Below are 19,528 nucleotides of genomic sequence, written 5' to 3' on the forward strand. Positions count from 1 at the left end.
CTCGCCCGCCCGCATCAGACCTCGCCCGCCCGCAGCCGCGCCACCTGAGCCGCGCTGAAGTCCGTCGTACGCCGCATGTGGTCGACGAGCAGGCCGAGTTCGGAGTCGTCGAGGTCGTCGAAGAGCGACGACCAGCCGCCGCCCAGCCGCTCCCACATCCGCCCGAACTCGGCGATCCGCTCCGGCACGGTCACCACCAGCACCCGCCGCCGGTCGGCCGCGTCCCGCTCCCGTACGACGTACCCCGCCCGCTCCAGCCGGTCCACCAGCCGCGTCGCCGACCCGGTCGTCAGCCCGGTCAGCTCGGCGACGCGGCCGGTCGTGACCGGCCCGCCCTCCAGCGTGAGCAGGTTCAGACACTGCAGGTCGGTGGGGTGCAGTCCGAGATGGTCGGCGACCGCCTGGTTGAACAGGGCGTACGACGCCATGTACCGGCGGGAGACCGTGGACAGCTCCGCCATCAGCCGCTCACGTGCCGTACCCGTCATCGCCTCGCCGGCCATCCCGTCCACCTCTCCTCTGCGTCGCGCAGAGATCGTACGACGCAACCGCCGGGACGGGTGCGGTGCCGGCGCCTGATGTCGGTGGCACGGGTGCTGTTCAGAAGTGGTACTCGTCCCCCGTGTCCAGGACCAGCACCCGCCGCCGGTCGTTGTCCCGGTTGCGGTCCACCGTCCCGGCGCTCCACACGGTGTCGATCTCCAGCAGCACCTCCGACGGCGCCCCCCGCAGCCAGACCCCCAGCTCGACCCGCTCCCCCAGCCCGTCGGCGGCCAGCGCCCCCAGCCGGCACAGCACCACCCGCGGCCCCGACCGCGCACACCCGTCCGGCAGCATCTGCCGCAACGCCAGCGGCTGGGACCAGCGCAGCCGCACCGTCACGTCCGGCACCGCGGACGGCCCGTGATTGCGCGGCGTGAACCGCACGTCGACCAGGCCGGAGGCCATGGTCGCGGACCCGTGATAGGCGAGATCGGCCTCGGGCTCCTCCGTCGCCGACGCGGCCGGAGCCACCCCGCCCACCGCCACCACGACGGCACCCCACACCGCAAGACCCCGCAGAACCCGCTCCCGCATGCCACCACTCCTCGATAGGCAGTCAGCCGTGGTCGTACGGGATGTATCCCACGTGCGGCGCCCCACAGGCGCGGCCCAACAGGTGACACCCGGCCGCCCACACGCGCGTGGCAGGCTGGCCCGCATGCTCGTCCTGCGCTCCGCCGCCCTCTTCGTCATCGCCGCGCTCTTCGAGATCGGCGGCGCCTGGCTGGTCTGGCAGGGCGTGCGCGAACACCGCGGGTGGCTGTGGATCGGCGCGGGTGTCCTGGCCCTCGGCGCCTACGGCTTCGTCGCCACGCTCCAGCCGGACGCCGAGTTCGGCCGCATCCTCGCCGCGTACGGCGGTGTCTTCGTCGCCGGTTCCCTGGCCTGGGGCATGGCCGCGGACGGCTACCGCCCGGACCGCTGGGACGTCACGGGCGCGCTGATCTGCCTCGCGGGCATGGCGGTGATCATGTACGCACCGCGGGGCAACTGACCGGACGAACCGTCAGGACGGCTCGTCGGGCAGCAGACCGAGCTGCCCCAGGAAGTCCATCTCGTCGAAGTAGAGCCGGTAGTCGACGATCCGGCCGTCCGCCACGGTGGCGATGTCCACCCCGCGGATCCTGATCTCCTTCTGGGTCGGAGGAAGCGTCTCCCCGTTGGGCAGCTGCAGCGGCCCGGTGTTCCTCCCGCTGAAGAAGCCCTCGTCGATGGCCGTGTCGCCGACCTCGTACGAGTGCAGCGTCTCGTAGGTGGCCTCGGGGACCGCCTCCGTCATCTGCCGCCAGTACTCGACGATCTGGTCGCGCCCGCGGATCTCCCCCTCGTCGGGGGTGAAGGCGACCGCGTCGTCGGCATACAGCTCACCTATGACCTTGATGTCCTGGTGCGCGGTCAGCGCGTCCGTGAGCCGGTCCATGACCTCACGTGCCTGTCCCATTGATCCACCTCCGGTGCAGTCAGAGGATCACCCATCTCATTCTCCCACCGCACCCCCGCCCGGGCAGACCGGAGAACGAGATGCCGAACCACCCGAGCGCCGGGCCTGCCTATCCTGACCGAACAGGTTTCTGACCACGTCCGAGGAGCAGCCCATGGCCACCGCCGCACCGTCCGCCGCCTCCCGCATCGCCGTCGTCACCGGTGCGAGCAGCGGAATCGGCGCCGCCACGGCACGCCGGCTCGCCGAAGCCGGCTACCGCGTCGTGTTGACCGCCCGCCGCAAGGACCGCATCGAGGCGCTCGCGGAGGAGATCAACGCGGCCGGCCACCAGGCGACCGCGTACGCCCTCGACGTCACCGACCGCGCCGCGGTGGACGAGTTCGCCACCGCGTTCCCCGCGATCGGCGTCCTGGTCAACAACGCGGGCGGGGCCCTCGGCGCCGACCCCGTGGCCACCGGCGACCCGGCCGACTGGCGCTCGATGTACGAGACGAACGTCATCGGCACCCTCAACCTCACCCAGGCCCTGCTCCCCAAGCTCGACGCGAGCGGTGACGGCACCGTCGTCGTCGTCTCCTCGACCGCCGGCCACGGCACGTACGAGGGCGGCGCGGGCTACGTCGCCGCCAAGCACGGCGCCCACGTCCTCGCCGAGACCCTCCGCCTGGAGATCGTCGGCCGCCCGATCCGCGTCATCGAGATCGCCCCCGGCATGGTCAAGACGGACGAGTTCGCCCTGACCCGCTTCGCCGGCGACAAGGAGAAGGCGGAGAAGGTCTACCAAGGCGTGGCCGAGCCCCTCACCGCCGACGACGTGGCCGACACCATCGCCTGGACGGTCACCCGCCCCAGCCACGTCAACATCGACCTCCTGGTCGTCCGCCCCCGCGCCCAGGCGTCGAACACCAAGGTCCACCGGGAGTCGTGATGGCGGACAAGGAGCACCACAACGAACGCCAGATGTGGTGGTGGCTCGCCTACTTCCTCTTCGGCATCCACATCGTCGCCTTCGTGATGATCTACGCGATGACGCACGCGCCGAAATAAGAGGTACCCGGCACGACGGAGACGTAGGGTCCCGGTCCGTGGACAGACACCTACCGTTCTCCCGGCTGCACAACTTCCGCGACCTGGGCGGCTACCCGGCCCCGGACGGACTCCGCGTCCGTCCGGGCCGCCTCTACCGCGCCGACTCCCTCGGCAAGCTGACCCCCGGCACCCCCCACTGGGACCGCTTCCTGTCCCTCGGGATCCGCACGGTCATCGACCTGCGCCACCCCTGGGAGGCCGACGCCGCGGGCCGAGTCCCGCCGCACCCCTCCTTCACGTACCACAACCTCAGCATCGAGCACCGCCCCTACGACCAGGCGGTCCAGACCCCGGACGTGGACCCCGGCCCGTACCTGGTGCAGCGCTACCTGGAGGTGGCGGAGGACGGCACGAAGGAGATCCGCAAGGCGCTGGAGCTGATAGCCGAGGCGGATGCCCCCCTGGTCTTCCACTGCGCCTCGGGCAAGGACCGCACGGGCCAGCTGGCGGCCCTGGTCCTGGCTCTCCTGGGCGTCCCGGACACGACCATCACGGAGGACTTCAGCCTCACGGAACTGGCGACCCCGGCCCTGCTGGCCGACTGGAAGGCACGCCACGACGGCCGCACCCCGGCCTGGCCGGGCTTCGGCCGGGCTCCCGAGGCGGTGATGCGCCTGTTCCTGGCGTCGATGAAGTCCCGCTACGGCTCGATCGAGGCGTACGTCACCCAGGCCCTGGGCATGGACGCGCAGGCCCTCTCGGACACCCTCCGCACGGCCCTCCTCGAACCGCCCCCCACCACCCACCCGCCCCTGACCTACCGCAAGGCCACCCCGGACGACGCGAAGCTCCTGGTCCGCCTGCGCGACACCTCGGCCCTATGGCAACTCGCCCGCGGCATCTCCCAATGGCAGCCGGGCGAGAAGGACGAGACCCACTTCCGCACCCGCATGCACGAGGGCGAGGTCTGGCTCACGTACGCGAACCAGACCCCGATCGGCGCCTGGGAACTCTGGTGGACCGACCCGGCCGCCTGGGGCCCCCGCCCACCCGACGCCGGCTACATCCACCGCCTGATGACCACCCCGCACACGTCCCCGCCCGGGACGGGCCGCCGCATGCTGGCAGAGGCGGAATCCCGCATCACGGCAACCGGCCACCCCTACGCCCGCCTCGACTGCCTCGCCTCCAACCCCCACCTCCGCGCGTACTACGAGTCGGCCGGCTACACGGTCGTGGGCGAACAGCGCGCCAAGAAGGACGGATCGGGCAGCCCGTACGCGGTCACGCTGCTGGAGAAGCGGCTGCGGTGACGCGACGAGGGCCCGAGTCTCCTCGGGCCCTCGCGCCTGACCGTCAACCCTTCACACACACGACCTGCTTCAGCTTCGCCACGACCTCCACGAGGTCCCGCTGCTGATCGATGACCTGCTCGATCGGCTTGTAGGCGCCCGGGATCTCGTCCACGACGCCGGAGTCCTTGCGGCACTCCACGCCCCGCGTCTGCTCCTCCAGGTCCTTCGTCGAGAAGCGACGCTTCGCCGCGGTCCGGCTCATGCGCCGACCGGCGCCGTGCGAGGCCGAGTTGAAGGCCTTCTCGTTCCCGAGGCCCTTCACGATGTACGAACCCGTACCCATGGAGCCGGGGATGATCCCGTACTCGCCGGAACCCGCGCGGATCGCGCCCTTGCGGGTGACGAGCAGGTCCATCCCGTCGTAGCGCTCCTCGGCGACGTAGTTGTGGTGTGCGCTGATCTCGGGCTCGAAGGTGGGCTTGGCCTTCTTGAACTCCTTGCGGATCACGTCCTTCAGGAGCCCCATCATGATCGTGCGGTTGTACTTGGCGTACTCCTGCGCCCAGAACAGGTCGTTGCGGTACGCCGCCATCTGCGGGGTGTCCGCGATGAACACGGCGAGGTCGCGGTCGACCAGGCCCTGGTTGTGCGGGAGCTTCCGGGCGATGCCGATGTGATGCTCGGCCAGTTCCTTGCCGATGTTCCGGGAGCCGGAGTGGAGCATGAGCCAGACAGAACCGATCGTGTCAGTGCATACCTCAACAAAGTGGTTTCCGGATCCGAGCGTTCCCATTTGCTTTCCAGCACGCTCGTGACGGAATTTGACCGCTTCAGCCACTCCGTCAAACCGCCCCCAGAAGTCGTCCCACCCACCGGTCGCGAATCCGTACATCCGCCCCGGATCGACGGGACTGTCATGCATCCCCCGCCCCACCGGAATCGCCTGCTCGATCTTCGACCGCAGCCGCGACAGATCCCCCGGCAGATCGTTCTCCGTGAGGGACGTCTTGACGGCGGACATCCCGCACCCGATGTCCACGCCCACCGCCGCGGGACACACCGCCCCCCGCATCGCGATGACCGACCCGACCGTCGCACCCTTGCCGTAATGCACGTCGGGCATGACGGCCAGGCCCTTGATCCACGGCAGCGTCGCCACGTTCCGCAACTGCTGCAGCGCGCCTTCCTCGACCGTCGCCGGGTCGGCCCACATGCGGATGGGCACCTTCGCACCCGGCATCTCCACGTACGACATATCGCCCTCGTTCCCCCGAAATCACAACAGAAGTCCCACAACGCAAAAGCGGCGCCTAGGTCGACGTAAAGGACAACGGACCGGCGTCCACGGCCATGCGTGCGATACACATTGTCTGCCGGGCACGCCCCCGTGCGGCAAGCGATTAACCAGCGGGGACACTGATCATCCCGGCACCGAGCCCCGTCGAGAGGAACCTGACCGTGCAGCGGAAGGCGTACATACCCGGCGTCGCCGCGCTCCTCGCGGCCCTGCTGGCCGGCTGCACCGGCAGCTCGGGAGACACCGGTACGACCGACGACGCGAACCCCGGCGACGCCGGCACGGCATCCGCCGTGGCCGAGCCCGGCAAGTACCGCGTGCTCCCGGAACCCTGCGGCGCGGTCAGTCAGGGCACCCTCGACTCGCTCCTGCCCGGCATCAAACAGCTCACCGACGAGGAGCAGCGCGAGAGCGCGTACGCGGGCGAGGCCACGCCCACCTACGACACCGACCGCAAGGTCGGCTGCCGTTGGAAGGTGGAGTCCGCCGACGCCACCGACCACCTGCTCGTCGACTTCGAGCGCGTGGTCTCCTACGACACCTCGGTGAGCGACGACACCCAGGCCCAGCGGCTCTTCGCGACGACGGAGGAGGCGGCCGACCTCCCGGCGGCGAGCACCAGCGCCACGTCCGACGTCGACACGGGCACCACCCCGCCGACCGGCGCCGCCTCGGCGTCCCCCTCGCCCTCGTCGCCCTCGTCGACCCCCTCCTCCTCGGGCTCGCCCTCCTCCACGGTCTCCGCCACCCCGACCGACCTCCAGCCGCGTCTGCTCGACGATCTGGGCGACGAGGCGTTCCTGGACGACGTGTTGAGCAGTTCCGGTTCAACGGCCCAGCAGCGCACGGTGACTGTGGCGTTCCGCACGTCGAACGTGATCGTGACGATCGAGTACGTGGAGCAGCCGGCGACGATCGGCGTGGCCCCGGACAGCAAGGAAATGCAGGACAAGGCCAGGAATCTGGCCGTTCAGCTGGCCGACTCACTGGTCGGCTAGCGGCCCTTCACAGCCCTCTCACGCCCGCGCACAAAGCGGCCGAAGCGAGACCGCACAACTCCCTCACCGCGTACCGTGGCCCCTCGGACCAGATCCGACGGCAGGAACCACCAGCGTCATGAGTGAAGGAACCATGCAGCGACCAGCACAGGCAGAGCAGCGTGACGAGCGAGACCAGCGGGCCAAGCGCCTCCACCGCGTACTTGTCTGCGCGGCCGCAGTCCCCGTGATGCTGATCGCCGCCGGCTGCTCCTCGGACTCCGGCTCCGACGACACCGGCGGCAAGAGCGCGGACATCGCCGCGTCTTCTTCCGCGAGCCCCTCGCCGACGGTGCGGGCGGCGGCGTACAAGTCGCTTCCGGAGCCGTGTGCGGTGTTCGGGAAGAAGACTCTGGGCGAACTGGTGCCGAAGGCGCCGAAGTCGGGCAAGCAGGGCACCTCGGACGACACGAAGGTGCGTGCCAGCTGCTCCTGGAGCAGCCTCGACAACAACGGCGTGAAGGGCTCCCAGTTCCGCTGGCTGAACGTCTCCCTGCTCCGCTTCGAGTCGGACGTCTCGCGCGGCGCGGGTGACGAGCAGGCCCAGACGTACTACGAGAAGCAGGTCCAGGACGCCCAGGCGGCGGACGGTGCGAAGAACGTCAAGTCGCAGCCGGTGAGCGGGACGGGCGACGCGGCGACGACGGTGACGTACGACCTGAAGAAGAAGGAGGGCTCCTTCAGGCAGCAGACGGTCGTCACGCGCGTCGAGAACGTCGTCATCACCCTCGACTACAACGGCGCGGGTCTCGCCGGTGAGAAGTCCCCGAGCGCGGCCACCCTGACGAAGCTCGCCGAGAAGGCCGCCAAGGAGGCGGTGGCGGCGGTGTCGTCGGCGAACGGCGAGGGATCCGGCAAGGGGTCGGGCTCGGGGGACTCGGCCTCGACGAACCCTTCGCCGTCGAAGTCGGCGTCCAAGTCCCCGTCGAAGTCGGCGTCGCCGTCCGCGTCGAAGTCCGCCTCCGCGTCGGCGTCGGCCGCGAAGAAGAGCTGACGGACCTCACCGGCTCGGCGCCCCCGCTCCGGGCGTCGCCGTAGCCGGTGTGCCGCGCCCGGGTCGGGCACGGACCGGGGTCAGTCCGTACCCGACTCGATCGCCGCCTGGTCGAGCGCGTCGGAGTCCACCGGCGCGGCGCCTTCGTAGCTGCCCGCCGCGATGGCGTCCGCGCCGCCCGGGGGCAGCTCGCCGATGAGCCCGCCCCAGGCCGCGAGCTGGCCCTGTGCGGCGTACTGCTCGAGCTTGCTGCGCGAGTCGGCGATGTCGAGGTTGCGCATGGTCAGCTGGCCGATGCGGTCGTCCGGGGCGAACGCCGGGTCGTGGCTTCGCTCCATCGACAGCTTCTCGGGGTGGTAGCTGAGGTAGGGGCCCTGGGTGTCGAGGAGCGAGTAGTCCTGGCCGCGGCGCAGCCGGACCGTGACGCTGCCGGTGACGGGGTTGCCGACCCAGCGCTGCAGGCTCTCGCGGAGCATGAGCGCCTGCGGGTCGAACCAGCGGCCCTCGTAGAGCAGCCGCCCGAGCCGACGCCCCTCGCCGTGGTACATGGCGACGGTGTCCTCGTTGTGGATGGCGTTGAGCAGCCGCTCGTAGGCCAGGTGCAGCAGCGCCATGCCGGGGGCCTCGTAGATGCCGCGGCTCTTGGCCTCGATGATGCGGTTCTCGATCTGGTCCGACATGCCGAGGCCGTGCCGGCCGCCGATGAGGTTGGCCTCCTGCACCAGTTCGACGGCGGTCGGGAAGGTGCGCCCGTTGATCCGCACCGGGCGGCCGTTCTCGAACTCGACGGTGACGTCCTCGGCCGGGATGTCGACCTCGGGGTCCCAGAAGGCGACGCCCATGATCGGGGAGACGATCTCGAGCGAGGTGTCGAGGTGCTCCAGGCGCTTGGCCTCGTGGGTGGCGCCCCAGATGTTCGCGTCGGTCGAGTACGCCTTCTCGGCGGAGTCCCGGTAGGGCAGCTCGCGCTGGGTCAGCCAGGCGGACATCTCGTGCCGGCCGCCGAGCTCGGCGACGAAGGCCTGGTCGAGCCAGGGCTTGTAGATCCGCAGGTTGGGGTTGGCGAGGAGGCCGTAGCGGTAGAACCGCTCGATGTCGTTGCCCTTGTAGGTGGACCCGTCGCCCCAGATGGAGACGTCGTCCTCGCGCATCGCGCGCACCAGCAGGGTGCCGGTGACCGCACGCCCGAGGGGGGTCGTGTTGAAGTACGTCTGCCCGGCCGACCGAATGTGGAAGGCGCCGCACGCGAGGGCGGCCAGGCCTTCCTCGACGAGGGGCTCACGGCAGTCGACGAGCCGGGCCTGTTCGGCACCGTAGGTGCGCCCGCGCTCCGGCACATCGGCCAGATCCGGTTCGTCGTACTGCCCGATGTCGGCTGTATAGGCATAAGGGATGGCGCCACGCTCACGCATCCACGCCACGGCAACGGAGGTGTCCAAACCGCCGGAGAACGCGATTCCGATGCGCTCTCCGATTGGAAGTTTATTCAGTACCTTCGACATGTATGCATCCTAGACCCGAAGTAGAGCGGCCGATTCCTACCGGCCACGCGTACGAAGCACATCTGTGCCACCCTGTTGCGCGCAACAACACGCATCGGGAGGGGAGTACGGGTGGCCGCGCCACTGCAGCTGACACGGATGCACCGGATTCTGATCGGCGTGGTCGTCGCCGGTGCGGTCGTCATCGCCGGAATCGGCTTCGCCGGCTCGTACGCCGCCGTCCGTGAACTCGCTCTCCAGAAGGGCTTCGGGAACTTCAGTTACGTGTTCCCGATCGGCATCGACGCAGGCATCTGCGTCCTGCTCTCCCTCGACCTGCTCCTGACCTGGATCCGGATCCCGTTCCCGCTGCTGCGCCAGACGGCGTGGCTGCTGACGATGGCGACGATCGCCTTCAACGGCGCTGCCGCCTGGCCGGACCCGCTGGGCGTGGGCATGCACGCGGTGATCCCGGTCCTGTTCGTGGTCTCCGTCGAGGCGGCCCGGCACGCGATCGGCCGCATCGCCGACATCACGGCCGACAAGCACATGGAGGGGGTCCGCCTCACCCGCTGGCTCCTGTCCCCCGTTCCCACGTTCCTCCTGTGGCGGCGCATGAAGCTGTGGGAGCTCCGCTCCTACGAGCAGGTCATCAAGCTCGAGCAGGAACGTCTCGTCTACCAGGCCCGCCTGCGCTCCCGCTTCGGCCGCGCCTGGCGCCGCAAGGCCCCGGTGGAGTCCCTGATGCCGCTGCGGCTGGCGAAGTACGGCGTCCCGCTGGCCCGGACCGCCCCGGCGGGCCTGGCGGCGGCGGGCATCGAGCCGGCGCTCCTGCCCCCGGCTCCCCGTCAGGCGGAGGTGGAGACGGCGCCGGCCGCCGAGGCAGCCCCGCCGGCCGCCGCCGCGGCGCCTCCCGTCGAGCAGCGCCTGGAGCTCGACACCACCCCGAACGCACCGAACGCACCGAACGCGCCCGCGGAGGAGGAGAGCCCCTGGTTCAGGCCTCCGCAGCAGGTCGACTACCAGGGCGGCTACGACCCCGCCTACGACCCGCCGGAGCAGTACGAGCAGTGGTACGAGGAGCAGCAGCACGCCGAGCAGTACCTGGAGCCCCAGTACCAGGAGGCCCCGTACCAGGAGCCCCTGCGGGAACCCTCTCCCGAGGAGACCGGCAGCTTCCCCATCCCGGTGAGTCCCGGCCGCACCCGCGAGCTGGGCGAGGGCGGCGGCACCCCGGCCACCGAGCCGGACGAGGAGTCGTACTACCAGGTCTTCAAGCAGTCGATAAACGGCAGCTACCCGACCCCGAGCCAGTTCAGCGACAACGTGGAGGCGACCTACGGCGTGCCCGTCCCGGACGCCGAGGCCAAGCGCATGGTCATGCGCTTCCAGAACCGCCACACGGCGGAACTGGAGGAGGACCACATCGCCTGACCCACCCGGGTACGACGGAGGGGGGGGGCCGGGNGAGCCAGTTCAGCGACAACGTGGAGGCGACCTACGGCGTGCCCGTCCCGGACGCCGAGGCCAAGCGCATGGTCATGCGCTTCCAGAACCGCCACACGGCGGAACTGGAGGAGGACCACATCGCCTGACCCACCCGGGTACGACGGAGGGGGCGCCCGGTGTCAGCACCGGGCGCCCCCTCCGTCGTAGCACCCGGGCCTATTCCCCGAGCAGGGCCCGCACCCGCTCCTGCCCGACCGCCAACAGCAGCGTGGGCAGACGCGGACCCGTGTCACGCCCGACGAGCAGGTGGTACAGCAGGGCGAAGAAGGACCGCTGGGCGCTCTTGATCTCCGCCGGCAGCTCCTTCGGCGTCGCGTCCGCCGCGAACCCGGCCTGCACCTTGGGCACGCCGTACACGAGGTGGGTCAGCCCGTCCAGCGACCAGTGCGAGGCCAGCCCGTCCAGCAGCAGCCGCAGCGACCCCTGCGCCTGCTCGTCGAGGGACTTCAGCAGCTCGGCGTCGGGTTCGTCGCGCACGATGGTCCGCTGGTCGGCGGGCACCTGCGTGTTGATCCACGCCTCGGCCTTGTCGTACCGCGGCCGGGCCTCGTCGAGGGAGCCGAGCGGGTTCGACGGGTCGAGCTCGGACAGGATCCGCAGGGCCTGGTCCGCGTGCCCGGCGGTGATGTCGGCGACGGAGGCCAGCGTCCGGTACGGCAGCGGCCGGACGGTCTTCGGCAGCTCACCGCCCGCGGTTCCCACGGCACGCGCGTGCGCGGCCACGTCACCCGGCAGGGCGGACCCGTCCGCGACCTTCGCGTCCAGCTTGTCCCACTCGTCGTAGAGCCGCTGGATCTCCTGGTCGAAGGCGATCTTGAAGGACTGGTTGGGCCTGCGCCGGGCGTACAGCCACCGCAGGAGCTGCGGCTCCATGATCTTCAGAGCGTCGCCGGGGGTGGGCACGCCACCCTTCGACGAGGACATCTTCGCCATCCCGCTGATGCCCACGAAGGCGTACATCGGCCCGATCGGCTGCTTCCCGCCGAAGATCCCGACGATCTGCCCGCCGACCTGGAAGGACGATCCGGGGGACGAGTGGTCGACGCCGCTCGGCTCGAAGATCACGCCCTCGTAGGCCCAGCGCATCGGCCAGTCGACCTTCCAGACCAGCTTGCCGCGGTTGAACTCGTTCAGCCGGACGGTCTCGGAGAAGCCACAGGCGGTGCAGGCGTACGTCAGCTCGGTGCTGTCGTCGTCGTAGGAGGTGACGGTGGTGAGGTCCTTCTCGCAGTTGCCACAGTAGGGCTTGTACGGGAAGTACCCGGCCGACCCGGAGCTGCCGTCGTCCTCGCCCGCCGCCCCCGACCCTTCGGCGGCCTCCAGCTCGGCCTCGTCGAGGGGCTTCTGCGACGGCTTCTTGCCGGGGGCCTTCTTGGTCCGGTACTGGTCGAGGATCGCGTCGATGTCCCCGCGGTGCCTGATCGCGTGCAGGATCTGCTCGCGGTAGACGCCGGAGGTGTACTGCGCGGTCTGGCTGATCCCGTCGAAGTCGACGCCCAGCTCGGCGAGCGACTCGACCATCGCGGCCTTGAAGTGCTCGGCCCAGTTCGGGTGGGACGACCCCTTCGGCGCGGGCACGGAGGTCAGCGGCTTGCCGATGTGCTCGGCCCAGGACTCGTCGACGCCGGGGACTCCGGCGGGCACCTTGCGGTACCGGTCGTAGTCGTCCCAGGAGATCAGGTGGCGCACCTGACGGCCCCGCCGCCGGATCTCGTCGGCGACGAGGTGCGGGGTCATGACCTCGCGGAGGTTCCCCAGGTGGATGGGGCCGGAGGGGGAGAGCCCGGACGCGACGACAACCGGTTTGCCCGGGGCCCGACGCTCCGACTCCTCGATGACCTCATCCGCGAAACGGGAGACCCAGTCGGTGGTCTCGGTGCTCTGAGCCACGATCGGCACGTCCTCTTTTTGAAGGTTCCTGAAGTTTCCACACGAGCGGCCGGTACGGTCGCACGGCTGACGCCCCATTCTCCCAGACCACCTCGCGCCCAGGAAAACCGCTTTACGCACCGTGGGATACTGGCCGGGCTCACCTATTCCCACGAGGAGAACGGCACCCACTCCTATGGCCCCGGTCACGTCCCTCACCGCTTCCGTCAACCAGCGCCTCGCGTCCGCCCTCTCGGCTGCTCTGCCGGAGGCCGGCTCCGCCGACCCGCTGCTGCGCCGAAGCGACCGGGCGGACTTCCAGGCCAACGGGATCCTGGCCCTCGCGAAGAAGGCGAAGACGAACCCGCGGGAGCTGGCGACGCAGGTCGTCTCCCAGGTGGTCACCGGCGACGTGATCAAGGACATCGAGGTCTCCGGCCCCGGCTTCCTGAACATCACGCTCACGGACAGCGCCATCACCGAGAACCTGGCCGCGCGGCACGCGGACGCCGACCGCCTCGGGGTCCCCTTCGCCGAGAACCCGGGCACCACGGTCATCGACTACGCCCAGCCGAACGTGGCGAAGGAGATGCACGTCGGTCACCTGCGCTCCGCGGTGATCGGCGACGCGGCGGTCCACCTCCTGGAGTTCACCGGCGAGACGGTGGTCCGCAGGCACCACATCGGCGACTGGGGCACCCAGTTCGGCATGCTCATCCAGTACCTGGACGAGCACCCGCACGAGCTGGACCACAAGGACGCCCAGGTGTCGGGCGAGGAGGCGATGTCCAACCTCGACCGCCTCTACAAGGCCGCTCGCAAGCACTTCGACTCCGACGAGGAGTTCAAGACGCGGGCCCGCCGCAGGGTGGTCGACCTCCAGGCCGGCGACCCGCACACCCTCGCCACCTGGCAGAAGTTCGTGGACGAGTCGAAGATCTACTTCTTCTCCGTCTTCGAGAAGCTGGACATGGAGGTCCGGGACGCGGACATCGTCGGCGAGTCCGGCTACAACGACATGCTCGCGGAGACCTGCCGCCTCCTGGAGGAGTCCGGTGTCGCGGTCCGCTCCGAGGGCGCCCTCTGCGTCTTCTTCGACGACGTCAAGGGCCCGGACGGCAACCCGGTCCCGCTGATCGTCCAGAAGTCGGACGGCGGCTACGGCTACGCGGCGACCGACCTCTCGGCCATCCGCGACCGCGTCTTCAACCTGAAGGCGAACACCCTCGTCTACGTCGTCGACGCCCGCCAGTCCCTCCACTTCAAGATGGTCTTCGAGACCGCCCGGAGGGCCGGCTGGCTGGGCGAGGACGTCAAGGCGGTCCAGCTCGCCTTCGGCACGGTCCTCGGCAAGGACGGCAAGCCGTTCAAGACCCGTGAGGGCGAGACGGTGAAGCTCGTCGACCTCCTCGACGAGGCGGTCGAGCGCGCCTCGGCGGTCGTGCGGGAGAAGGCGCGGGACCTCTCCGAGGAGGAGATCGCCGAGCGCGGCACCCAGGTGGGCGTCGGCGCGGTGAAGTACGCGGACCTGTCGACGTCGGCGAACCGGGACTACAAGTTCGACCTGGACCAGATGGTCTCGCTGAACGGCGACACGTCCGTCTACCTCCAGTACGCGTACGCCCGTATCCAGTCGATCCTCCGCAAGGCCGGAGAGGTACGCCCCTGCGCGCACCCGGAGCTGTCGCTGCACGAGGCGGAGCGCGCCCTGGGCCTGCACGCGGACGCGTTCGCGGAGGTCGTGGCGGAGGCGGCGTCGGAGTACGCCCCGCACAAGCTGGCGGCCTACCTCTACCAGCTGGCGTCCCTCTACACGACCTTCTACGACAAGTGCCCGGTCCTGAAGGCCGAGTCGCCGGAGCAGGTGGAGAACCGCCTCTTCCTCTGCGACATCACGGCCCGGACGCTGCACCGGGGCATGGCCCTCCTGGGCATCAGGACGCCCGAGCGCCTCTGACCCCGTCACCGCGGGACAGGCAGGGGCAGCCGCTGTCAGTGGCTGCCCCTACAGTCACCGGCATGGCGACACTTCCCAACCCCCTGCCGCGGCTTGCGACGCTCGGCCTGCGGCTCCCGCCCGGAAGGCTGGTCGACGAGACGTCCGACGGCCCCTGGCACGAACCGCTGCTGTGGTACGCCGAGCAGCCCCCGTCCCCGGGCGACTGGGCGGCCCTGGCACCGCCCGCCGCCCGGCTCGGGCTGCTCCCCGTGCTCGTGGACACCTACGGCGCCGACGGTGGCGGCCCGGAGCGCTGGGCCCTGTGCCCCGAGCTGACGTCGTACCCCGGGGACCACGACGCCGAAGAGGTGCTCGCGGACTTCTGGGAGGAGCACACGGGATACGAGACCGAGCCCGACGAGCGGTCCACCGCCGAGACGACGGTCGATCACCCCCCGCACGACACCGAAGCGGCCGAAGCCACCGAAGCCACCGAAGCCACCGAAGCCACCGAAGCCACCGAAGCCACCGAAGCCACCGGGCAAGCCTCTTACGACGACACGCTCGCCCCCTTCGGCCCGGCCTGGCCCGGCCTCGCTCCCGCCGCCCAGGAGGAGGCAGCCGACCCGGACACGCGGGCGGCCGAGGTCGCCGACTCGGTGCGCGGCGGCAGGGGCTCCGCGTTCCACCACCCGCGCCTCGCCCTGGTCCCGGCCCGCCGCTCCGCCGACATCCCGGCGGCGATCGGCTGGACCGGCCCGCTCAACCATGAGAACGACGTGGCGCGGCTCTGCGCGGTCCTGCGTTCCTGGGAGGACCGATTCGGCATACGGGTCGTGGCGCTGACCTCCGACACGCTGGTCGTCTCCGTCGCCGCCCCGCCCCTCACTCCCGCCGAGGCCGAGGCGGTCGCCGCCGAGCACTTCGCCTTCTGCCCGGACAGCATCATGCAGGGCGACTTCGACGACCTGCGCACCTACGCGAAGAAGCTCATCGGCGAACGCTCCTGGTCCTTCTGGTGGGACTGACAGGCAGGCGGGAGTGATGGCCGGCGTCACGACAACAGGGTCGTCCCCGCCGGAGCCACGATCCCGAACTCGTCCTCCAGGACCCGACGCGGCCTCGGCCTCGTCCGCCAACTCCCGCTGCCTGACCGTGCCGTCGGCCCGCGTCTCGGTGAGGAGCCGGCCGTCGAGGAGGAGGTGCCGGTCGGGGGTGCCCCGCTGCACGTAGAGGCCCTGGGTGAAGGGGGAGCGCGGGTTCGTCGCGATGTGCCAGTCGATGACCTCGAAGTCGGGCTTTCTCGAACGGCTCGAGTGTGAACGCGTACGGCGCCTGCACCGGATCAGCGGCGCCCTTCCCCGGCAGGTACGCCTCGAGCACCCACGTCTCCGAGGGTCCCCGGTGCTCAGCCGCGTGCACCAACCGGTGCCGCCGCTCCGCGTCCCGGAACTCGGTGCCGGCCACCAGCGGCACCGGCTCCAGCAGCGACCCGAGGGTCCCGAAGCCGACGTCGGCCAGATACGGCCGGGGGTCGCCCGGCACCTCGACGAGCAGGGTCATGTGTGTGCGGCCGGCTCTCGATGCGGTCGGTGCCCACGACGACGCGGGCGGTCAGGCGGGTCACGCCGAAGCCCAGCGCCTCCAGGATCAGCGCGAACAGCGAGTTGTGCTCGTAGCACTAGCCGCCGCGCCGGCTGTGGACCGGCTTGGCCATGAGGTCGGCGGGGTCCAGGGAGGGCGCCCGGCGGTCCAGTGCGTCCAGGTTCTCGAAGGGGATGGCCCGGGTGTGCGCGCCAGGCGCACACCCTTCAGCGTCGCCGATCGGCCCGCCGCTCCCCGTCCCAGCCGATCCTTTCGAAGTACTTCTCCCCGACATCCGACATGACTGCACCATGAGCAGCCCCCATTGCGCGGACCTCAGGAAATCTGCGAAGCCGCCTCGCGCAGCCCCACTCCCAGCCGTCGCAGCCCCTCCCCGATCTCCTGCGGCGTCTGCGTCACGAAGCACAGCCGCAGCGTCGACCGGTCCGGCTCACCGGCGTAGAAGGGCGCCCCCGGCACGTAGGCGACGTCCTGCCGCACCACCCCCTCCAGCAGCTCGGTCGTGTCGTACGTAGCCGGCAGTCGAGCCCAGAGGAACATGCCGCCCTCCGGCCGGCTCCAGGCCGACCCCTCCGGCAGCGCGTCCCCCAGCCCCGCGAGCATGGCGTCCCGCCGCTCCCGGTACACCCCGGCGACCCGCCGGACATGGGCGTCCAGGTCCCGGTCGGCCAAGTAGCGTGCCGCGGCGAGCTGGTTGACCGTCGGCGTGTGCAGATCGGCGGCCTGCTTGGCGACCACGCACGCCCGCCGCAGCGATCCCGGCGCCCGCAGCCACCCCAGCCGCAGCCCCGGCGCCATCACCTTGGAGAAGGAGCCGAGCAGGACCGTACGGTCCTCCGCCCCCGGGTACGTGGCGATCCACGGCACCCGTTCGCCCTCGAACCGCAGCTCCCCGTACGGGTCGTCCTCGACGATCCACAGCCCCCGCCGGGCGGCAACGGCGGCGACCGCTGCCCGACGCGAGGCCGGCAGCGTACGGCCCGTCGGATTCTGGAACGTCGGCACGGTGTACAGCAGCTTGGGCCGCTCCCGCACCACCAGCTCCTCCAGCGCCGCCGGGTCCAGCCCGTCCTCGTCCCCCGGCACGGCCAGCACCCGCGCCCCGGCGAAGCCGAAGGCCTGAAGTGCCGCCAGATAACAGGGACGTTCGACGAGAACCGTGTCCCCGGGCTCCACCAGCGCGGTCGCGAGCAGGGACAGCGCCTGCTGCGAGCCCGTGGTGACCAGGACGTCGTCGGCCTCGGTCGGCAGCCCGCGCACCGACATCCGTCCCGCGAGGGCAGCCCGCAGCCCCGGCTCGCCCTCGGTCGTGGAGTACTGCAACGCCCGCGCGGGCGCCTCCGCCAGCACCGCCCGGTACGCCGCCGCGATGCCCTCCGCGTCGAACAGCTCCGGCGCCGGCAGCCCGCCCGCGAAGTTGATCACCTCGGGCCGGGCGGTGACGGCGAGGATGTCCCGCACGGCCGAGCCGCCGACCGCCCGGGCCCGAGCGGCGAGCTGCGGCACGGGAGCGGGCGCGGTTTCCACCTCGGTGACGGTCATGACGACGGCTCCTTCGACTACAGCGGACGAACAGCGACTCGTGCCACGGCAGCCTAGAGACATACATGCCCTCTACAAGTAGGTTTCCGCCATACGGACGGAATCAGCCCCCCCCAGAGCCCGGGCGGTCAGACCTTCGTCCCCACCGCCGCGTACACGTTGATGTCCGCGTCCGTCACGTCGTTGATGTCGGCGTACCGCACCTTCTCGATGGCGTCGAGCCCCGCCAGGTACGACGCCTCCGGCTGCTCCGGCACCGGCGCCGCGCCGTCCGACCGCCACCGGTGGGCCGGCACGACACCCGGCTCGACGAGCTCCAGCGAGTTCTCGGCGAAGAACCGCTCGACCTCCGCCTTCGTCCGCAGCACGAAGGTGAACCCGCGCTCGGTGTAGGTCCGTTGCACCGCCCGGACGTTCTCCGCGTTGAGGTCCTCGGTGAGATGGCTGAGGACCAGCCGGCTCCCGGAGGGCAGCTCGTCGACGAGTCCGCGCACGATCGGGTACGCCTCCTCGTCCTCGACGAAGTGCAGGATCGCCACCAGGCACAGTGCGATCGGCTGGTCGAAGTCCAGCGTCTTCGCGGCCTGTTCGAGGATCTGCGCCGGGTCCTTGAAGTCGGCGTCGATGTAGTCCGTACGCCCCTCGGGCCCGCTCGTCAGCAGGGCACGCGCGTGCGCGAGGACGACCGGATCGTTGTCGACGTACACGACCCGCGAGTCCGGCGCGATGCGCTGGGCGATCTGATGGACGTTCTCCGCGGTCGGCAGGCCGGTGCCGATGTCGAGGAACTGCCGGATGCCGTCCTCGGCGAGCGTGTTCACGGCCCGGCGCAGGAAGTCGCGGTTGTGGCGGACGTCGAGGTACCCGCGCGGGTTGGCGGCGAGCGCCGCGGCGGCCGCCTCACGGTCGACGGGGTAGTTGTCCTTGCCGCCGAGGAAGACGTCGTAGACACGGGCCGGGTGCGCCTTGGTGGTGTCGATCCTCCTTCTCAGCTCGGCGGGATCCTGGCTGAGGGCGTCACCGGACATCGGCGTCTCCTCGAAGAGTCGGCGGAAGAGGGTCAACAACCTAACTCCCGGCGGCACTTGATGGTGCCCACGCCCACATTTCCCGCATCCCCGCCCCACGGCGTCCCGCACGACGTCCCGCGACCGAGCCATCCCCGCAGGTCAGCCCGCGTCCCATCGCCCCGGCGTCCCGAATCCCCCGCGAACCCTGGCAACCGCCGCGGATCACCCCGCACGCTGTTCCCATGCCCGCCCGAATCCGCTGCCTCCTCGTCACCGCCGCCCTCACGCTCCTCGCGCTCGTACTGACGGGCTGCGAGGACGGAACGGGCGTACGCGACGAGGGCCCGTCGACCGTGTCCTCGACGACCCGCTGAACAAGCCGAAAGGCCGCCCGGTGAGCCGGACGGCCTCGAAGCACAGCAGGGTCTCAGGCGAGAACGGGCGCTTCCTTCGGGTTCGGACCGAACTTGTTCGGGCCCGACTCCCCCTCGCTGCACAGGAAGACCAGCATCACGATCGCGCCGACGAGCGGAACGAGCCCGATGAGGACCCACCAGCCGGAGCGGGCGGTGTCGTGCAGGCGGCGAACGGTGACCGCCAGGCTCGGCAGGAGGATCGCCAGGTAGAAGACGACCGCGATCAGCGGCTGCTTGGTCACGCCGGCGATGATGGCCAGCACGATGTAGATGATCGCCACGAACAGCGTGAACATCCAGTATTCCTTGCGGCGCGCGCGCCCACTGAACACGGCGTACTTCTTCAGCGCCTCGATGAACCAGCTCATTGCGTCCCCCCAGGGATCGACGTAAGACCCCTCCGAACGGATCAGGCCAGGCGCAGAAGATATGGACGCTGACGGGGACTCGTCAATTCGTCACATCCGTCCAGCTCCGCGCCCCGAGCCCACCGTCCGCCGGAGAGCCGGACCTCTCCT

At 70.5% G+C, this 19,528-nt stretch carries 19 protein-coding genes and 1 pseudogene; 10 read left to right on the top strand and 10 right to left on the bottom strand.

Translation table 11 applies throughout. From position 1 onward, the window contains the following. Positions 1 to 14 precede the first annotated feature (14 nt). Together ACWBNA_RS35790 and ACWBNA_RS35795 are read right to left on the bottom strand one after the other, a co-directional pair. On the bottom strand, positions 15 to 488 hold the full coding sequence (locus ACWBNA_RS35790) for a MarR family winged helix-turn-helix transcriptional regulator (RefSeq protein WP_482708716.1): 474 nt from the start codon (positions 486 to 488) through the stop codon (positions 15 to 17). Between the two features lie 112 nt (positions 489 to 600). After that, the gene (locus tag ACWBNA_RS35795; RefSeq protein ID WP_482708678.1) at positions 601 to 1,077 is read right to left on the bottom strand and encodes a hypothetical protein; all 477 of its coding nucleotides are present in this window, start codon (positions 1,075 to 1,077) and stop codon (positions 601 to 603) included. Positions 1,078 to 1,201: 124 nt separating this feature from the next. Here ACWBNA_RS35795 and ACWBNA_RS35800 point away from each other — a divergent pair, with 124 nt between their 5' ends. Beyond that, complete coding sequence (locus ACWBNA_RS35800) at positions 1,202 to 1,537, top strand: YnfA family protein (protein ID WP_482708679.1); 336 nt, start codon at positions 1,202 to 1,204, stop codon at positions 1,535 to 1,537. Positions 1,538 to 1,549: 12 nt separating this feature from the next. On the opposite strand, the gene ACWBNA_RS35805 is transcribed toward ACWBNA_RS35800, so the two are convergent. After that, positions 1,550 to 1,984: an ester cyclase gene (locus tag ACWBNA_RS35805; protein WP_482708680.1), complete on the bottom strand. Its 435-nt coding sequence runs from the start codon at positions 1,982 to 1,984 to the stop codon at positions 1,550 to 1,552. Positions 1,985 to 2,138: 154 nt separating this feature from the next. On the opposite strand from ACWBNA_RS35805, the gene ACWBNA_RS35810 reads away from it, so the two are divergent. The 3 genes from ACWBNA_RS35810 to ACWBNA_RS35820 are packed head-to-tail and all read left to right on the top strand — an operon-like array spanning position 2,139 to position 4,329. Continuing rightward, positions 2,139 to 2,915 carry an SDR family NAD(P)-dependent oxidoreductase gene (locus ACWBNA_RS35810; RefSeq protein ID WP_482708681.1) on the top strand — a complete coding sequence of 259 codons (777 nt, stop codon included), beginning with the start codon at positions 2,139 to 2,141 and terminating at the stop codon, positions 2,913 to 2,915. Next, positions 2,819 to 3,034 (top strand): hypothetical protein, encoded by a 216-nt coding sequence (locus ACWBNA_RS35815; RefSeq protein WP_482708717.1) that lies wholly within the window; start codon positions 2,819 to 2,821, stop codon positions 3,032 to 3,034. The genes ACWBNA_RS35810 and ACWBNA_RS35815 overlap by 97 nt, the downstream gene beginning before the upstream one ends. Before the next feature lie 38 nt (positions 3,035 to 3,072). Further along, the gene (locus ACWBNA_RS35820; RefSeq protein WP_482708682.1) at positions 3,073 to 4,329 is read left to right on the top strand and encodes a GNAT family N-acetyltransferase; all 1,257 of its coding nucleotides are present in this window, start codon (positions 3,073 to 3,075) and stop codon (positions 4,327 to 4,329) included. Positions 4,330 to 4,372: 43 nt separating this feature from the next. Here ACWBNA_RS35820 and ACWBNA_RS35825 read toward each other — a convergent pair whose 3' ends face one another. Next, positions 4,373 to 5,566 carry an RtcB family protein gene (locus tag ACWBNA_RS35825; RefSeq protein ID WP_482708683.1) on the bottom strand — a complete coding sequence of 398 codons (1,194 nt, stop codon included), beginning with the start codon at positions 5,564 to 5,566 and terminating at the stop codon, positions 4,373 to 4,375. A gap of 203 nt (positions 5,567 to 5,769) precedes the next feature. On the opposite strand from ACWBNA_RS35825, the gene ACWBNA_RS35830 reads away from it, so the two are divergent. Both ACWBNA_RS35830 and ACWBNA_RS35835 read left to right on the top strand, forming a co-directional pair. Next, positions 5,770 to 6,606: a DUF3558 domain-containing protein gene (locus ACWBNA_RS35830; RefSeq protein WP_482708684.1), complete on the top strand. Its 837-nt coding sequence runs from the start codon at positions 5,770 to 5,772 to the stop codon at positions 6,604 to 6,606. 118 nt (positions 6,607 to 6,724) lie between these two features. Beyond that, complete coding sequence (locus ACWBNA_RS35835; RefSeq protein ID WP_482708685.1) at positions 6,725 to 7,639, top strand: DUF3558 domain-containing protein; 915 nt, start codon at positions 6,725 to 6,727, stop codon at positions 7,637 to 7,639. A gap of 80 nt (positions 7,640 to 7,719) precedes the next feature. On the opposite strand, the gene argG is transcribed toward ACWBNA_RS35835, so the two are convergent. Continuing rightward, entirely contained in the window at positions 7,720 to 9,141 is a 1,422-nt protein-coding gene (gene argG, locus ACWBNA_RS35840) for an argininosuccinate synthase (RefSeq protein ID WP_482708686.1), read from the bottom strand. Positions 9,142 to 9,252: 111 nt separating this feature from the next. Here argG and ACWBNA_RS35845 point away from each other — a divergent pair, with 111 nt between their 5' ends. Further along, entirely contained in the window at positions 9,253 to 10,554 is a 1,302-nt protein-coding gene (locus tag ACWBNA_RS35845; protein ID WP_482708687.1) for a DUF2637 domain-containing protein, read from the top strand. Between the two features lie 231 nt (positions 10,555 to 10,785). Here the strand turns inward: ACWBNA_RS35845 and lysS are convergent, their stop codons facing one another. Next, the gene (lysS, locus tag ACWBNA_RS35850) at positions 10,786 to 12,528 is read right to left on the bottom strand and encodes a lysine--tRNA ligase (RefSeq protein ID WP_482708688.1); all 1,743 of its coding nucleotides are present in this window, start codon (positions 12,526 to 12,528) and stop codon (positions 10,786 to 10,788) included. 166 nt (positions 12,529 to 12,694) lie between these two features. Between lysS and argS the strand changes: the two genes are divergently transcribed. After that, positions 12,695 to 14,455 (top strand): arginine--tRNA ligase, encoded by a 1,761-nt coding sequence (gene argS / locus ACWBNA_RS35855; RefSeq protein ID WP_482708689.1) that lies wholly within the window; start codon positions 12,695 to 12,697, stop codon positions 14,453 to 14,455. Positions 14,456 to 14,517: 62 nt separating this feature from the next. Continuing rightward, a complete protein-coding gene (locus tag ACWBNA_RS35860) occupies positions 14,518 to 15,465 on the top strand; it encodes a DUF4253 domain-containing protein (RefSeq protein WP_482708690.1) in 948 nt (315 codons plus the stop codon). Positions 15,466 to 15,491: 26 nt separating this feature from the next. Here ACWBNA_RS35860 and ACWBNA_RS35865 read toward each other — a convergent pair. The 3 genes and pseudogenes from ACWBNA_RS35865 to ACWBNA_RS35875 form a co-directional block, all read right to left on the bottom strand. Beyond that, positions 15,492 to 16,323: pseudogene (locus tag ACWBNA_RS35865) on the bottom strand (arylamine N-acetyltransferase family protein). Between the two features lie 34 nt (positions 16,324 to 16,357). Next, the gene (locus ACWBNA_RS35870) at positions 16,358 to 17,584 is read right to left on the bottom strand and encodes an aminotransferase-like domain-containing protein (protein ID WP_482708691.1); all 1,227 of its coding nucleotides are present in this window, start codon (positions 17,582 to 17,584) and stop codon (positions 16,358 to 16,360) included. 128 nt (positions 17,585 to 17,712) lie between these two features. Beyond that, entirely contained in the window at positions 17,713 to 18,612 is a 900-nt protein-coding gene (locus ACWBNA_RS35875) for an SAM-dependent methyltransferase (RefSeq protein WP_482708692.1), read from the bottom strand. Positions 18,613 to 18,836: 224 nt separating this feature from the next. On the opposite strand from ACWBNA_RS35875, the gene ACWBNA_RS35880 reads away from it, so the two are divergent. Beyond that, on the top strand, positions 18,837 to 18,968 hold the full coding sequence (locus ACWBNA_RS35880) for a hypothetical protein (protein WP_482708693.1): 132 nt from the start codon (positions 18,837 to 18,839) through the stop codon (positions 18,966 to 18,968). Between the two features lie 53 nt (positions 18,969 to 19,021). On the opposite strand, the gene ACWBNA_RS35885 is transcribed toward ACWBNA_RS35880, so the two are convergent. Further along, positions 19,022 to 19,378 (bottom strand): DUF805 domain-containing protein, encoded by a 357-nt coding sequence (locus tag ACWBNA_RS35885; RefSeq protein WP_482708694.1) that lies wholly within the window; start codon positions 19,376 to 19,378, stop codon positions 19,022 to 19,024. Between the last annotated feature and the right edge of the window lie 150 nt (positions 19,379 to 19,528).

Source organism: Streptomyces sp. Q2, assembly GCF_056820935.1.

Coding starts and splice junctions, on each gene's coding strand:
- ACWBNA_RS35825 (WP_482708683.1), bottom strand. CDS start 5,566: ATGTCGTACGTGGAGATGCCGGGTGCGAAGGTGCCCATCCGCATGTGG.
- ACWBNA_RS35800 (WP_482708679.1), top strand. CDS start 1,202: ATGCTCGTCCTGCGCTCCGCCGCCCTCTTCGTCATCGCCGCGCTCTTC.
- ACWBNA_RS35835 (WP_482708685.1), top strand. CDS start 6,725: ATGAGTGAAGGAACCATGCAGCGACCAGCACAGGCAGAGCAGCGTGAC.
- ACWBNA_RS35885 (WP_482708694.1), bottom strand. CDS start 19,378: ATGAGCTGGTTCATCGAGGCGCTGAAGAAGTACGCCGTGTTCAGTGGG.
- ACWBNA_RS35790 (WP_482708716.1), bottom strand. CDS start 488: ATGACGGGTACGGCACGTGAGCGGCTGATGGCGGAGCTGTCCACGGTC.
- ACWBNA_RS35860 (WP_482708690.1), top strand. CDS start 14,518: ATGGCGACACTTCCCAACCCCCTGCCGCGGCTTGCGACGCTCGGCCTG.
- ACWBNA_RS35870 (WP_482708691.1), bottom strand. CDS start 17,584: ATGACCGTCACCGAGGTGGAAACCGCGCCCGCTCCCGTGCCGCAGCTC.
- ACWBNA_RS35805 (WP_482708680.1), bottom strand. CDS start 1,984: ATGGGACAGGCACGTGAGGTCATGGACCGGCTCACGGACGCGCTGACC.
- argG (WP_482708686.1), bottom strand. CDS start 9,141: ATGTCGAAGGTACTGAATAAACTTCCAATCGGAGAGCGCATCGGAATC.
- ACWBNA_RS35795 (WP_482708678.1), bottom strand. CDS start 1,077: ATGCGGGAGCGGGTTCTGCGGGGTCTTGCGGTGTGGGGTGCCGTCGTG.
- ACWBNA_RS35810 (WP_482708681.1), top strand. CDS start 2,139: ATGGCCACCGCCGCACCGTCCGCCGCCTCCCGCATCGCCGTCGTCACC.
- ACWBNA_RS35875 (WP_482708692.1), bottom strand. CDS start 18,612: ATGTCCGGTGACGCCCTCAGCCAGGATCCCGCCGAGCTGAGAAGGAGG.
- argS (WP_482708689.1), top strand. CDS start 12,695: ATGGCCCCGGTCACGTCCCTCACCGCTTCCGTCAACCAGCGCCTCGCG.
- ACWBNA_RS35880 (WP_482708693.1), top strand. CDS start 18,837: ATGCCCGCCCGAATCCGCTGCCTCCTCGTCACCGCCGCCCTCACGCTC.